The 15,068-nt window shown below is 54.9% G+C and carries 12 protein-coding genes; 5 read left to right on the forward strand and 7 right to left on the reverse strand.

What is annotated here, in order from left to right; genetic code table 11:
- Nucleotides 1-56: 56 nt before the first annotated feature.
- Entirely contained in the window at nt 57-2,156 is a 2,100-nt protein-coding gene (locus OUO13_RS04055) for an EAL domain-containing response regulator (RefSeq protein ID WP_283172570.1), read from the reverse strand.
- Between the two features lie 944 nt (nt 2,157-3,100).
- Here OUO13_RS04055 and OUO13_RS04060 point away from each other — a divergent pair.
- Nucleotides 3,101-3,652 carry a hypothetical protein gene (locus OUO13_RS04060; protein WP_283172571.1) on the forward strand — a complete coding sequence of 184 codons (552 nt, stop codon included), beginning with the start codon at nt 3,101-3,103 and terminating at the stop codon, nt 3,650-3,652.
- 27 nt (nt 3,653-3,679) lie between these two features.
- Here the strand turns inward: OUO13_RS04060 and asd are convergent, their stop codons facing one another.
- From asd to OUO13_RS04075, 3 genes are all read right to left on the reverse strand, one after another.
- Nucleotides 3,680-4,627: an archaetidylserine decarboxylase gene (gene asd / locus OUO13_RS04065; protein ID WP_283172572.1), complete on the reverse strand. Its 948-nt coding sequence runs from the start codon at nt 4,625-4,627 to the stop codon at nt 3,680-3,682.
- A 39-nt stretch (nt 4,628-4,666) separates the two neighbouring features.
- Nucleotides 4,667-5,491, reverse strand: coding sequence for a sulfurtransferase (locus tag OUO13_RS04070; RefSeq protein ID WP_283172573.1), 825 nt, complete (start codon nt 5,489-5,491; stop codon nt 4,667-4,669).
- 134 nt (nt 5,492-5,625) lie between these two features.
- Nucleotides 5,626-7,461 (reverse strand): hypothetical protein, encoded by a 1,836-nt coding sequence (locus OUO13_RS04075; RefSeq protein ID WP_283172574.1) that lies wholly within the window; start codon nt 7,459-7,461, stop codon nt 5,626-5,628.
- 102 nt (nt 7,462-7,563) lie between these two features.
- Between OUO13_RS04075 and motA the strand changes: the two genes are divergently transcribed.
- Both motA and OUO13_RS04085 read left to right on the forward strand, forming a co-directional pair.
- Nucleotides 7,564-8,418, forward strand: a complete 855-nt coding sequence (motA, locus tag OUO13_RS04080; protein WP_283172575.1) for a flagellar motor stator protein MotA — start codon at nt 7,564-7,566, stop codon at nt 8,416-8,418.
- Nucleotides 8,418-9,398, forward strand: a complete 981-nt coding sequence (locus tag OUO13_RS04085; protein WP_283172576.1) for a flagellar motor protein MotB — start codon at nt 8,418-8,420, stop codon at nt 9,396-9,398. The genes motA and OUO13_RS04085 overlap by 1 nt, the downstream gene beginning before the upstream one ends.
- A gap of 19 nt (nt 9,399-9,417) precedes the next feature.
- Here OUO13_RS04085 and OUO13_RS04090 read toward each other — a convergent pair whose 3' ends face one another.
- The 3 genes from OUO13_RS04090 to rsgA all read right to left on the reverse strand — a co-directional run bounded on the left by OUO13_RS04090 (nt 9,418) and on the right by rsgA (nt 13,482).
- Nucleotides 9,418-11,865 carry a sensor domain-containing protein gene (locus OUO13_RS04090; RefSeq protein WP_283172577.1) on the reverse strand — a complete coding sequence of 816 codons (2,448 nt, stop codon included), beginning with the start codon at nt 11,863-11,865 and terminating at the stop codon, nt 9,418-9,420.
- A gap of 248 nt (nt 11,866-12,113) precedes the next feature.
- Complete coding sequence (locus tag OUO13_RS04095; RefSeq protein WP_283172578.1) at nt 12,114-12,452, reverse strand: cupin domain-containing protein; 339 nt, start codon at nt 12,450-12,452, stop codon at nt 12,114-12,116.
- A gap of 4 nt (nt 12,453-12,456) precedes the next feature.
- Complete coding sequence (gene rsgA, locus OUO13_RS04100) at nt 12,457-13,482, reverse strand: small ribosomal subunit biogenesis GTPase RsgA (RefSeq protein ID WP_283172579.1); 1,026 nt, start codon at nt 13,480-13,482, stop codon at nt 12,457-12,459.
- 104 nt (nt 13,483-13,586) lie between these two features.
- Here rsgA and orn point away from each other — a divergent pair, with 104 nt between their 5' ends.
- Together orn and fghA are read left to right on the forward strand one after the other, a co-directional pair.
- Entirely contained in the window at nt 13,587-14,135 is a 549-nt protein-coding gene (orn, locus tag OUO13_RS04105; protein ID WP_283172580.1) for an oligoribonuclease, read from the forward strand.
- Between the two features lie 45 nt (nt 14,136-14,180).
- Nucleotides 14,181-15,020 carry an S-formylglutathione hydrolase gene (gene fghA, locus OUO13_RS04110; protein WP_283172581.1) on the forward strand — a complete coding sequence of 280 codons (840 nt, stop codon included), beginning with the start codon at nt 14,181-14,183 and terminating at the stop codon, nt 15,018-15,020.
- Nucleotides 15,021-15,068: the final 48 nt, after the last annotated feature.

Here is a 15,068-nt window from a genome sequence, read left to right on the forward strand (position 1 = left end):
ATTACCGACCGGTAACCGCGGAGGTGCAGAGTGCTTCTGGGCAGACGCTGGTCTGCTCAGAAGCTGCTCTCTTCTTCAAAGTTGTAGCTCATGCTCTCTTGTGGAGCCTGCACGTAGTAACCTTGTACAAAATGAACGCCCAGTTGCCAGAGGCTGGCGAGTGTTGATGCACTCTCGACCTGCGGCAGGATGGTCTGTTTGTTGGCTTCGTGGAGTTCCGCCAGAAGGTTCTTTAACTGTTGCTGATGATCCGGGCTGTCGTTCATTTCTCGTGTATAAGAGCCGTCCAGCTTGACGTATTCAACGGTCAGATGCTTGAGGTTACGTGATGGGTTCAGAGCGCAACCAAAACGGCTGATAGCGCTGTGAATGCCTTTTTCGGTCAGGCTTTCGGTAAAACCCTGAGCCTGTTTAAGTACCCTTCCGGCGTCGTCTTCACTGAACTGGATAATCACCGACCCACGCGGCAGTCGGGCTGCTCGTAACGCTACACCGATCCAGCCAGGCAGGCTGTCATCCAGAATGGAGGCAGAAGTCAGGTTGATGAATACGCGGGTGTTATGGCCTTTCTGGTGATGTTCACCAACCATTTTCACTGTATTGAGGATTACCCAGCGATCAATTTTGCGTTTCAAAGCATCGGTTACATCCGGCTTGTTCATGAACTCACCAGCCGAAATTTCCATGCCATTACTGCCTGGCAGACGTAACAGGGCTTCGTAATGCTCTGCATCGCTGCCGCGCAAGCTGATCAGTGGCTGGAACATGAGGCGGAAACCATTTTTGCGCAGGGCCTCGGTCAGCAAGTCTTCCATGCCGACTTCGTTGGCTTGTTTCTCGCGTGATAGCGGTACATACAGCATCACGCCATTGCCTTGTTCATGGCCTTCGAGCTTGCGGACTCCATCGGAAGCGTAGTGCGCCTGCTGTAGCACATCCTCCGGACGGGAACTGGTTTCGTTGATCAGCGCAATACCGATACTGGCGGTCACTGAAATTGTGCGGTCGCCCAGATCAATCAGCAGATTCTCAATATGTTGGCGTAGCGATTGAGCTGTACCCACGGCTTGATCGGCACTGATGCCCATAAAAATGCAAGCGTAGATATCTTCACTGATGCGCGACAATATGTGTTCGGCATTGATACGTTTTTTCAGTGAGTTGGCCAGCTCCAGCAGGACGGTATCAGCGCGGCTGATACCGACTTCGCTTTTGACCTTACCGAAGTGATCAACATTGATATAGAAAATGGCACCAGTTTCACCGCCCAGCACCGCCTTGTCGACGGACTTTTCGAGTTGGGCCATGAAATAAGGCTTGTTATAAAGGCCGGTCATGATGTCAACATTGCTCATTTCCCGCAGGCGGGCTTCAAGCTCGTTGTTCTTGTTGGAGGCCTTGATGCTGACCTGAATACAACGCTCTTCACCGTAGGTTGCACGTGAGAAGGTCATATTCATTGGGAACGGGTTGCCGTCGCCATCAATCCCGATGGTGTTCAGTTCGTCGGTCTGCTGGTTGCTGCTATTGTAGTGTTTGAGGAAACTCTTGAAATCACCCTGACCATTGCCGTCGACCATGTCCATGATTGGCATGCCTTCAAGATCGGCAACACTCTCGTAGCCAAACAGCTTCAGATACGAGCCATTAGCGAAAATGTGCATGCCATCGTGAATGTAGGCAACAGCCTCTCGAGAGCTTTCCAGCATTGACTGAGCCCGTTTTTCTGCATCACGTACCCTGATTTCCATCGCTCGCATTTCACGGCGGATACGCAAGTGATGCATTTCACGATCAATAGCCAGCATCAACAGGTTGGATTCATCCTTTGGTACAACGGCGGCGGCACCGCGCTTCAGTGCATCTTCCATCAACATCAGATCAATGTCCGGTGTCAGAAGGATGAGCGGCAGGTCTTTGTTGAGGCGCTGGATCTGCTGTTGCAGGTCTTGGTAACTCAGATTGTTGGCCTTCACCTCAGTAACGAGGATATCCCAGCCTTTTTGTTGTAGCTGCTGGGTGAATTCGTCCAGCGATGTAAAGGCCTGAGCCCTGGTGGCGCTGCCGGAGCTGCGCAACAAACTTACAATGCCTTCGGCGTCGTTCTGCGACTCGGTGTGAAGCAGCAGATGCAGGGTGTCATTAACTGTCGACATGTTGATCCTTTTGCGTGTCCGATGCGTTGTACCGTCCTACAGTTGTGTATTGTAGCGGATCTTGCCCTTCACAGAGCTTGCCGAACGATAAAATTCACCTGACCAATGTTACGAGCGTTAACTGACGCGTGTTTCAGGTAACACTATATGCAATCCGGCATCCTTGCCAGAGTCTTTACTGGACTATTCTGACGAGTTTCTCACAGCGTGATGACGACTTTGGCGATGTTGGCCGGATTCCAATACCCAATATTTGTCAATTTCCGCTATTTTCCTTGCCATCAGGTTTTCCGTCCCGACGTGGATCAATAAGATTCTTGTCCGGGAGAGGACGTACATTGTTTCCGATATATGGTTATCCACTCGGCAAGCAATAAACCTCTTTGCAAGTGGGCCATCATACTCTACGTGCATGGGGCATTTCTGCATAGCCAGGTGCCCGCGATGCCATCCCGAAAGCCCCGAAGTGCGCGGGTTGCAGTGCGTTTGAGCGGTGTTGACGAACTTGGAAAGTACTCGTCATTTCGCTGCATTCGTCGCCTTGCTCATACGCGCTGCAGCGCTCGCGCACGACTGCAGGAGTTAGGGCGAAGCAGGAGCCAGAGCCGAGAGCTGTGCAGAGTTATTCAGAGTGTCTCTAACGCTCCGGAGGGGGCGCTGCACTCGCGCAGAGTTATTCTGAGTGCACCTGGACCGGTGGTCAAATTCGACAAGTATCAACTGTGCAAGAAATTGTTCTTTGGTTGCAACAGCCTTATGTCATAGAGATGGATATAACTGACTGTTCCAAACAATCTGTGTCGTAACCTTGACTCGGATTGTGATTATATGGCGCGGTTAGCCCTGTTTGATCTGGCTTTTCTTTACCTTGTCGTTCTGTACAAGGTAATTCCTCCGTTTGCCTGTTACTGATGTTGATCGGCTACTGTTTATCGGAATATTTCATGAAAAAATCGATCCCTTTCTTGCGTCATTTTGTCCGTGTTTTGTGTGGCCTGCTGCTGGTTGCTTCTGCATGGGCTGAGACTCTGGCGGCTGATGGTAGCCAGCTTCTGTTACGAACGGGGGATAACCAGTTGATTTTGACCCTGCGCTGGCCGGTGGCTGTGATTAAACAGATCAGTGGTATGCCAGCCATGCCTGCAGCGGATACCGAAGAAACCGATGCGGGGGCCTGGCTTGGTTACGTCAAGGAGCATGTGCAGGTAAAAGCTGGCGATCAGCTGTTACCGCTGAGTATTGAAGATCTGTTTGTGGATCAGCCGGTGGTGGATACCAGTGCCGGAGAGACGTTGCAGATGGTGATCCATGTGGATACCAGTGGTCACAGTGGCAGCGGGCTGGAGCTGCAATACGATGCTCTGGTGCATGCGGTTCCGGAGCACAAGATCAAGGTTCTGGAGTTGCTGGAGGGCCAGGGCGTCGAGCACGTTATTCTGGATAGCGAGCACACTCATCTGGTACTGGATCAGAGCGGCCGTCTGGCCGCTGACTGATCCGGGGAATACGCAAGGGGCGGTCGATCAGTTATCGCCGCCACTTTCGGCATTGGCTTCGTCAGCGTCAATACTGTCGTCGTCGGCTGGCTCATCACTGAAAGCGTTGGCTGCGGGGGCTGCACCAATGGTGGCGATGCGTTTGCCCATACGTACCGGACTGCCATTTTCCAGCTCACGATCCCATTGCAGGGTGTTTTCCGGGAAGCACAACACAACGGTGGACCCCAGCAGGAAACGACCCATTTCGGCGCCTTTCTCCAGCTCGACTGGTTGTGGATTTTCGTAGTTCACCACACTCAGACGACGCAGTGGTGGTGTTACGCGGCCACTCCAGACGGTTTCAATTGCCGCCACAATCATGGCGCCCACCAGAACCATGGCCACCGGGCCAACGTCGGTTTCGAAAATCGCAACCAGACGTTCGTTGCGGGCAAACAGACGAGGCACATTTTCAGCGGTGGTCTGGTTTACCGAAAACAGTGAGCCAGGCACATACACCATTTCTTTCAGGGTGCCGGTGATTGGCATATGCACCCGGTGATAATCCCGAGGTGACAAATAAATGGTGGCGAACTCACCGTTGCGGAACTGACGAGCACGCTCTTCATCGCCGCCCAGCAGTTCCAGTACGGTGAAGTCCTGACCCTTGGCCTGGAAAATACGGCCATCGCGGATTTTGCCGAGTTGTGAAACCGCGCCATCAGCAGGCGACACAATGGCATTGGCATTGCTGTCGAGCGGACGGGCGCCTGGGCGCAGTTCGCGGGTGAAGAAGTCGTTAAAACTCTTGAAGTCGTCCCGTGACTGACGGGCGGCGTCGTCCAGGCGGATACCAAACTGGTCCATGAACTGACGGATCAGGAAGTTTTTGACTCCGGTGTGTTCGCATTCGGCCAGTTTGCCGACCAGACGCGACAGCAGGTGCTGTGGCAGCAGGTACTGGCTGGCGATAAACAGGTCATCTTTCAGCACGTTATTCTCTCTTCAGATTCGGTTCATGGTGGGTAGATATCAGGGCTGTTCACCGGTGGTAACCGGTGTTTCATCGCTGTTACCCCATTCGGACCAGGAGCCCGGATAAGCCTTGATGTTCAGGCCGAGGATCTTGCCTACCAGATAGGTATAACCGGAACGGTGGTGAGTCTGGCAGTGGGTGGCGATTTCCTTGTCGGCGGTCAGACCCATGGAGGTCAGTAGCGCCGAAAATTCATCGAGATTATTGATACGCAGACCACGGGCCTTGTCCATGCCTAGTGTCCATTCATAGTTCACTGCGCCAGGAATATGGCCGCCACGACGGGAAATAACCTTGTCGCCGGTGTATTCCGCATGGGAACGGGCATCCCAGACGGCGAAGTCCGGCTGACCAATACGCGCCATGATATCTTCCTTGCTCAAGGAGAACCCGACTTGCAGACCGGTCACTTCGTATTGGCTGGCTACCGGGTTGTTGATGCCACTTTCCGTTGCCAGACCATCCTGCAGCCAGGCATGAATACCACCGTTGAGATAGGCATAACGGCTGTGGCCAATCATATCCAGTGCCCAGATCAGGCGTCCGGCCCAGCCGCCGCCTTCGTCGTCGTAGGCAATCACGGTGGTGTCAGGCGTCAGTCCCAGTTCACTGAACAGGGCTGACAGCTGCGTCAGTGACGGCAGTGCGCCCGGCGTTGGAGCGCCCCCTAGTTGCAGGCGTTTGAAGTCGAGATGAATGGCGCCCGGTACGTGATGTTCCGCGTAGGTTTCGGCTTTGCTCTGGTCGATGATCAGCACCTTGTCCAGTGGCAGCAGAGCAGCCAGCTGTTGTGGTTCCAGCAGCAAGGGAAGTTGGTTCATCCTTCAGGACTCCAATCAGAAAACAGGAATAGTCCGCAGTGTAACCGCCCCGGCGCCGGATGTGGAGCGCACTCCGGCAGATGGGGCTCGCTGAAATAGACCGTTGTGATGAGGCAAGTTCCTTCCCGGAGTGCTCAGTTGCGCGGGTTGGACTTCTGCTGACGCAGGTTCTGCAGGCCTTGGCTGCCACTTTGGCAGAGGCTGCGAAAGGCGTTCCAGACCTGCGCGGAAGGAGCTTCCCCTGCGGTGCCGGCGATCACGACGCCAATCGGCCGCGAGCCTGCGTGTATCGACATCAACAGGCAGAAAGGTGGCAACGCCATCTGCAGGTTATCGGGCAGGTTACGCAGCAGCTTTGCCCGGCTGGCCGGGGTGATCTGAATGCTGGCCGGTTGTTCGAGCAGTTTGCTGAACAGGTTGGTGACGGAGAGTTCGACTTGCAGTTTGATGAGTGGGTCATGTTCAGGTAGTCCTTCCTGATATACCAGTCGTAACTGCTGTTTATCGCGGGATAACAGGGTGACGGCAGCCCAGGGTAATCCCAGGTCTTTGCGAATACCGTGTAGTAACGCCTGCATCAGCTGATGCCAGTCACCAAAACTGGCTGGATTGTGCTGCAAGCGTTGTTGCAGAGCATCGAGACTGGTGTGCTCCGCCCTGGCTGGTTCTTGTTCTTCCGATTTTTCTTCTGCAGGTATCCGCACCGGAGGTCGGCCGTTGATCAAGGCTGGTACGGCCAGTCGATCAAGGATCGGCGACTCAGAGTGGGCGGCTTCGGCCTGTAATGCTTGTGGTGGCTGTACGGCAGGGCGTTGCCGTCGGGCTGCAACGAGCGGGGTTTCCTGCGCTGTGCGGGTCAGCCGTGGCTGAGGATGAACGCGTGTATCTTCAATCACGCCTGCCGGTTTGCTGCGGCTTCGTTTTTCCTCTTCTTCTTGCAAGCGTTTGCGCTGTGCTGCCTGGACTTCATCTTCATACCAGGGGTAGTGCAGTACCTGAGGTTCTGGCTGCAACCAGTGCAATACACCACTGCCGAAACTGCTGCCCTGCTGTTCGGCACTCAGCAGCTGCGCTTCGCGTAAAATTCCCGACCAGACATACAGGGGTTTGCTGAGCCAGTGGGTACTCAGGGTTAACCAGCGGCGGGTCCGCGCCGAATCCGGTTCGATATGCAGATGCCAGGCGAGCGTGCAAGCGAACAGCGGCGTTAAATGCGGCTGATTAAATGTATGGATGAGATGACGACCGATCTTGTCGGGTAAATCCCAGGGGTCGTAGCGGCGTAACAGATGCCACTGTTGCAGACTTGGCCATTTGGCTGGATTCCAGCTGTCTTCCGCCAGCGGCGGCAGTGCCAGTTTGCGGGCGAGGGTTTGCCAATCCTTCAAGTGACGATCGCTGATTCGTTGTAGCGCATGCCAGGGCTCGCGCCTCCGGCTGGCGAAATACAGAAAATTACGGGCCTGATCATTGGCTAATAACCAGCTCCACAAGGGCGCAGCCAGCAGCAGGGTGGCCCAGCGCGCATAGTGGACGCTGTTATTACCTTTCTGGGTTGTCCACCAGGCGGCAATCTGGCTTGCCAGATGGGCATTGTGCAAGGCAGTTCGATACGCGAGTTCGCGTGGATCTTTGGTGTCGGCGTTGATCACCGGTAAACGTTTGACCAGTTTGACCAGCTCCTGCATCCCCAGCAGGGACAGGCAGTTGGCTGCACCGCTGATCTGATGACGGCATTCCGGGTTTTGTTGGACGGTTAACAGCTGCAGGTTCAGGCACAGGGCCGGGTCCCGCTCCACCACAGGAGCCAGATCCTGAAAGTTGACCTGGCGGTCACGCATGGCCTGATGCACCCGGTTACGGGTTTCTTCCAGAATCGGAAACTCAGGCTTGGTCAGCAACTGCTTCCATTCCGGTACGGCCCGGTAATCCGCAGGAGGTACAAATTGGGAATCTGGATGGGAGGTCATAACCCTGTTTGAGTAAATGATTGGGGTGTTCTTAACTATAGACAGGTTTATTGCCGTCATCGGATGGCAGCTAGCAGACGCAAGGGCGAGCGGGGGCCGTAGATGCTGTTTTTGATTGGGATGCTGATTGTGTTTGGCAGCGTGCTGTACGGCTTTGTGATGTCGCACGGCCAGCTGCTGGCTCTATGGCAGCCCTTTGAAGTACTGATTATTGTGGGAGCAGCGCTGGGATCTTTTCTGGTTTCCAATCCCTGGTCTCTGGTGAGACGTACCTTTGCCCTGTTGCCGAGAGTGATTGTAGGGAGCGGCAAACGTGAACACGCCATGCAGATGGATTTGCTCAATCTCATCTTCGATATTCTCAACAAGGCCCGGCGTGAAGGCATGATGGCGATTGAAGCCGAAGTCGACAGCCCGCAGTCCAGCGCGATTTTTGCCCGTTATCCGGATATCCAGCGTAACCGTGAGCTGGCCAATTTTGTGGCGGATTATTTCCGTATCATTGTGGTGGGCAACCTGTCAGCTTTTGAGCTGGAAGGTTTGATGGATCAGGAAATAGATACTCGCTTGCACGAACTTGAACAGCCGGGGACGGCAGTTACCCGCGTTGCAGATGCCTTGCCCGGTTTCGGGATTGTGGCGGCGGTGTTGGGCATTGTGATTACCATGGGGGCCATTGGTGGTGAGGTCACGGCAATTGGTGCTCATGTGGCTGCGGCGCTGGTGGGGACATTTTCGGGGGTATTGCTGGCGTATGGTCTGGTTGGCCCGATTGGCAACAACATGAAGCATCTGGCCGATCACGAGATTCGCCTGTACGAAGCCGCCAAGGCGGCTATTATTGCATCGTTACACGGAGTGCCACCACAGTTGGCGGTCGAGTTTGGTCGTAAGGCGCTTTATACCCACTGTCGCCCCGGTTTTGATGAGCTGGATGCTCGTCTGCGAGGCCGTTAATGGAGAATCTAGGCCCCAAGACGCCCATTATTATTCGCCGCGTGGTGCGGCGTCGGCATGATGATCACGGAGGTGCCTGGAAAGTGGCTATGGCTGACTTTGCGTTGGCCATGATGGCGCTGTTTCTGGTGTTGTGGATCATCAACAACTCCTCCGAAGAACAACGTATGGCCATCTCCGGTTTCTTCCAGGACCCCAAAGCCTACGCGGATGGCAAGCTGATGCCGTCATCATCACCGATCGACCTTGGTGGCTCGCCGTCCGTCATGACCAATCTTGGCGATGAAGGCACCAATGCCGCTGATACCGTGCTGGAGTTACGCCAGAATCGTATTCGCAGCCCTGACAATAACGATGATCCTGACAGTGAAGCGTTAAAAGAGAGAATTGAACAGCTGATTGTCGCCAGCCAGCGGCTGGGGCCATTCCGTAACCAGATCATGATCGACATTACCCGCGAAGGTCTGCGTCTGCAGATTATCGACAGCCGTGATCGTCCGATGTTTGCCTCCGGCAGTGCTGACCTGCAGTTTTATACCGAAGATATTCTCTGGGAACTGGCACCCATTCTGTCGGTGGCGCTGGTGGGCGGCATGCGGCTGGTGATTACCGGCCATACTGACAATGAGCGTGGCAGTAACAGCCCGTACCCCGAGGATGACAATAACTGGAAGTTGTCAGCGTTGCGTGCCGACTCCGCCCGCAAGGCGTTGATGGAGGCTGGCCTGGAGCGAAAACAGATTGCTGAGGTGGTTGGTGTTGGTGATACCCAGCCGCTGGACCTGGCCAATCCGCAAGCACCGGCCAATCGTCGTATCGTTTTGCTGCTGCAGAATCCACCGATCGATCAGCAAGACCCACAGGCCTTGCAGCAGCGCCAGCAAGGATTTGAACAATCGCTGGATGCCTTGCAGAAACTGCAGGAGCAGCGCAACCGGGCTGACAACCCTTACGATAATCCGCCCAATCTCAGGGAATAGTGGCGGCTACCGGGGGCATTCAAGGCAACAAACCTTCGAGTCGATCCAGCAGCTGGTCACACTCCACATCAAACATCGCCAGATTACGCTGCAGTCGTGAGTCGTCGTTATCGCGAATCTGTTCGAGAACATGTCGCGTCAGCTGGCACAAACCTGTGTGTTGCTGGCGAATACGACCGAGGTCGGCGACGGAGATATTGTCCAGTGTTTCCGGCAGTCCCGGAATCCGGTAAATCTGCCGTAACCACTGGGTGGCCAGTTGCGGATTGTACTGGCATTGGCGCAGGCGTTTACGCCAGCTGCGCCAGTGTGCCATGGCAAACAACAGGCAGCGGCATTCGGCCCGCAGTGGGCGGCGGTTGTACCAGAGCGGTTCGATCTTACGGCTGTACAGCCATTGTGGAATGGCTTCGGCAGGCATCGGTTTGGCGATAGCAAAGCCCTGGGCCTGCTCACATCCCAGTAACAGCAGGATTTCGCCCTGGGTAACACTCTCGACACCTTCGGCAACGATATCGCGATTGAGGGCGCTGGCCAGCTTGATCACGCCATCGAGAATGGAGAGGTTTTCCGGGTCATCAAGCATTTCTTCGACAAAACTGCGGTCGATTTTTAACACCTGGGTGGGCAGGCGTTTCAGATACGTCAGCGATGAATAACCGGTGCCGAAATCATCCAGCGCAAAACTGATCCCCAGTTTGCGGCATTCGGCTATCACGTCAGTTACGTGTGTCACGTTTTCCAGCGCGCTGGTTTCCAGAATTTCCAGTTCCAGCAGGTGTGGTGGAACCGATGGAAACTCATCCAGAATCTGCAGCAGGCGGGGCAGGAAGTCGGTTCGTTGCAGATGCAGGCCCGCGATATTCACGCTGACCTGAATGTGCAGGCCCTGCATTTGCCAGGCGGAAATTTCGCGCAGTGTTTGACGCACCGTCCATTCACCCAGTTCAATCAGGAAGTTTTGTCCTTCCATGGCTGGCAGGAATTCGCCGGGGGTAAGCAGGCCTCGCTCCGGGTGGTGCCAGCGTAACAAGGCTTCTGCACCGGTCATTTGGCTGGTACGCATATTGATCTTGGGCTGGTAATACAGCGTCAGCTCGCCGTTGGCACAAGCGCGGCGCAACTCGTAGAGGTCGCGATGGCGATGGCGTAACAGCCGCTCCAGTTGTGTATCGAACAGGTGATAGCGGTTTTTACCGGCCAGTTTGGCCTGATACATGGCCTGGTCGGCCTGACGCATCAGCTGGTCGCCGTCGACTTCGTCCTGTTGTGGGTAAAAGGTGATGCCAATACTGGCGGTCAACTGCAGCTGCAGATCCGCAACCTGCATGGGTTCGGCGATTGCTTCGAGCAGGCGGTCAAGAATCGGCAGGTAATCATCGTTGTTGTCCAAATCGGGCAGTATTGCCACAAACTCGTCGCCACCGAGACGAGCGATGGTGTCTGCCGCTCGCACGGTTACACGCATACGCGCCGCCATGGCGATCAGCAGTTGGTCGCCAATGTCATGGCCGTGAATATCGTTGATGCGTTTGAAACCATCGAGGTCGAGAAACAGCACGGCAATGCGTTTGCCATTACGTTTGTGGTGGGCAATTTCCTGGCGTAGCCGGTCTTCCAGCACGATGCGGTTGGGCAGGTTGGTCAGCACATCGTTGTACGCCATGTACTGGATCTGCTGTTCGGTTTTCTTGCGTTCGCTGATATCACGCAGGAACACAAAAAACTGGCCTGTATCGAGACCGGAATAACTGACGGAAACCTCGACCGGCCACTCGCTGCCGTCCTTGCGGCGGTGAGTTGTTTCGAAAATATCACCGCCGTTACTGATAATACGTGCGGTACGATTGGCGACACTCTCCGCGGTTTCATTGGGATCAAGGAATAGTAAGGATTGGTTGAGCAATTCTTCCCGGCTATAGCCCGATTGCTGGCAATAAGCATCGTTGATGTCAATCAATTTACCTGTGCGATCCACCACCCATATGCCATCAAGGCTGCTGGTGAGAATAGCCTGATAACGTTCGCTGCTATCACGCAGCGCCTTTTCGGTCTGGTGACGTTGAGTAATGTCGTGGCCAATTCCCAGCACACCCAGCAGTTGCCCGTCGGGTGAGTGAACAGCTGTTTTGGTGGTTTCCAGCAGAACCCGGGTGCCATTGCAGAGCGTAATCCACTCTTCGTTGATCATGGGTTTACCGGCATTCATGGCCTTGATGTCGTGCCAGCGAAAAAAGTCGGCCTGTTTCTGATCGACAAAGTCGTAATCGGTATGCCCGAGAATATCAGCTTCACGAGCACCAAAAAAAGCTTCAAATAATGGGTTACAGGCGAGATAGACTCCTTTGGGGTCTTTCATCCAGATCATGCCTGGTAAATAGAGCAGGAGCGACTCCAGCAGGACGCTGTTATGAGTATGGGAGTTGTTACCTGCCAGCATAGGGATGGAGATGATGGTCTCTTCCATAATCCAATTCTGCAAAGTCTGAGGTCAGTAGCAATGCTGTCCACGATAGAGTCGCCAAGACTATCAGTTTTCCCAAAGAATCGTAGAGGGAACAATCATTCGGTTGGCGTCTGACAATCCAATTGTCTTGAACGTCTGGTGAACGGTAGCAACAGTGTGGCAGAACGTCGAATCGCGGCAGATGTTTTGCTGAGTTTGTCGCGAATTATGGCCTGAATGTTCGGTCGTGCGGGCGTCTCTGGTCAGATTCACTGGGCTGGCGTGGGCGAGCCATAAAACACGGCTAACCAGATGGTGGTATCGGTGGTCGCGGCAACCCGATGGCGGCAATGGGGCGGAATATGGATGCCGTCGCCGGAGTTCAGGGTCAACAGACGACCGTCGTCGAATTCAATCACGCCCTGACCCTGTAACACCATCACCCATTCACCTTCAGGCTGGTCGTACCAGTAACCCTCTGGTGAGGATTGCCCGCAGGAGACAATTCGTTCGATACGAATGCCCGGTAAACGCAGGATGTCTTCAAACTGCTCTGCCTGACGGGCGTCAGGCAGATGTTCAAAGAGATTGAATAACGGCGTGTTCATGGTGTTACAGCTCGGACAGGGTTTCCAGAATCCGTTTGTAGCTGCTGAAGCGGGCTTCGCTGATGATGCCTTCTTCAACGGCTTCGATCAGGGCACAACCCGGTTCCTGTTCGTGGTGGCAATCGCGGAAACGACAGTGGCCGGCAACGGCGCGTAATTCACGGAAACCGTACAACACGTCGTCTTCACTCATGTGCCAGAGGCCGAACTCGCGAATCCCCGGAGAGTCGATCAGGTCGCCACCGGCCGGGAAGTGGTAGAGGCGGGCGGTGGTGGTGGTGTGACGGCCTTTGCGGGTGTGTTCCGACAAGGCACCAATACGCAGGTCTTCACCTGGCAGCAGGGTGGCAATCAGTGAGGATTTACCGACACCGGACTGACCCACAAACACGCTGACCTGATCGTTGAGGAATTCTTTCAACTCACCGAGGCTGTCCGGATCGTGGGCACTGACCTGCAGGATGCGATAACCCAGATAACTGTAGCGGTTCAGCAGGTCGGCCAGGTGTTCGCTGTTATCGTCGTTCACCAGGTCGATCTTGTTGAGCAGGATGATCGGTTCGATATGGCAGTTTTCCGCCGCCACCAGATAACGGTCGATCAGGTTGGCGTGCGCATACGGTTCCGGCGCAATCACCAGCAGGATGACGTCGATGTTGGCGGCAACCGGTTTGATTTCGTTATACGGGTTGGGACGTGACAGCTCGGAGTTACGTTCCAGTACGGTTTCCACCACACCGGTTTGCACGCCGTTCTGTTCCTGACCCGGACGAAACACCACGTGGTCACCGGTAACCAGCGAGCCGAGGTTGGCGCGCAGGAAACAGCGGTAACGCTGACGCTGTTCATCCTCGACTTCCACCTGGGTACCGAAATGCGCAATCACCAGGCCATGGGTTTCGTCACCCAGGTCGCCAGCGTTCAGCTGTTCGGCAATACGTGCTTCTTTTTTGTCGGCACGCTGGGCCTTTTCGTCCTGGATTCTGGCAATACGCCAGGTTTGCTGTTTGGTGAGTTTGCGTTTCGCCATCGGGGTCTGTCTGTCTTGAAGTTGGGCGTATTGTCCGTGTTGGTCAGGGCAAGAGCAACCGGCTAAACTGCTTTCCTTAATCTTAGTGAAAACCGGTACAAGCAATGAGTCAGCAAGACACCCTGGTGTGGATGGATCTGGAAATGACCGGCCTCGAGCCGGAACAGGACGTTATTATCGAAATCGCCACCATCGTTACCGATGGCAATCTGAATGTGATTGCGGAAGGTCCAGTGTTTGCCGTGCACCAGCCGGACATTCTGCTGGACGCCATGGATGAGTGGAACACCCGTACTCACGGTAATTCCGGCCTGACCGAACGCGTACGTCACTCCGATGTGTCGGCTCGTGATGCCGAGCTGCGCACCCTTGAGTTCCTGGCTCAGTATGTCAAGCCGGGATCATCACCGCTGTGTGGTAACAGTATTCATCAGGATCGTCGCTTTCTGGTCAAATACATGCCTGAACTCGAAGCGTTTTTCCATTATCGTAACCTCGACGTCAGCACCCTGAAGGAGCTGGCCAAGCGCTGGAACCCTGAAGTCGTCTCCTCCTTCAAGAAAACGGCGAGCCATCAGGCGCTGGATGACATTCGTGAATCCATCGCGGAACTCGCTCATTATCGCCAGCATTTCCTGAAATTACCGGAATGATCCGGTGAAGACGGCGGCCAAGGCCGCCACATGCAAAGGATTACGATGAACAAGATCAGTGAAAACCGCAGCTTTGGTGGCTGGCACCGCCAATACGAACATGCGTCTGCCGTGCTGGATTGCCGCATGCGTTTTGCTGTTTACCTGCCGCCACAAGCCAGCGTTGAAACACCGGTGCCGGTGTTGTACTGGCTGTCCGGTCTGACCTGTACCGACGAAAACTTCATGCAGAAAGCCGGTGCCCAGCGTATGGCCGCCGAACTCGGCATTGCCATTGTGGCTCCGGACACCAGTCCACGTGGTGATGGTGTTGCCGATGAAGATCGTTACGATCTGGGCAAGGGCGCGGGTTTTTATGTCAACGCTACCGAAGCGCCGTGGAGCAAGCATTACCGCATGTACGACTATGTGGTGAACGAGCTGCCTGCGCTGGTGGAGCAGGAATTCCCGGTAACCCGTGTACGTGCCATCAGTGGTCACTCCATGGGCGGCCATGGTGCTCTGACCATTGCCCTGCGTAATCCGGAGCGTTATGTGTCGATGTCGGCGTTCAGTCCAATCGCCAATCCGTCCAACTGCCCGTGGGGTGAGCTGGCGTTCACCACCTATCTGGGTGCGGATCGTGAGGTCTGGAAAGGCCATGACACGGTTGAACTGCTGAAAACAACGGCTGCGCGTATTCCGGCGCTGGTGGATCAGGGCTCGGCGGATTCTTTCCTGGCCGAACAGCTGGGCACTGATACGCTGGAGCAGACCGTTGCGGCTACCGATTACCCGATGACCGTGCGTCGTCAGGACGGTTATGACCACAGCTATTACTTCATTGCGTCGTTTATTGAAGATCACCTGCGTTTCCACGCTGATCATCTGAAGGCTGCACAGTAATCCTGATGTGACCACCAACAAAAAGGGCCGCAATTGCGGCCCTTTTTG

Source organism: Parathalassolituus penaei (assembly GCF_026626885.1).
In the GTDB taxonomy this organism is placed as follows: domain Bacteria; phylum Pseudomonadota; class Gammaproteobacteria; order Pseudomonadales; family Oceanobacteraceae; genus Oceanobacter; species Oceanobacter penaei.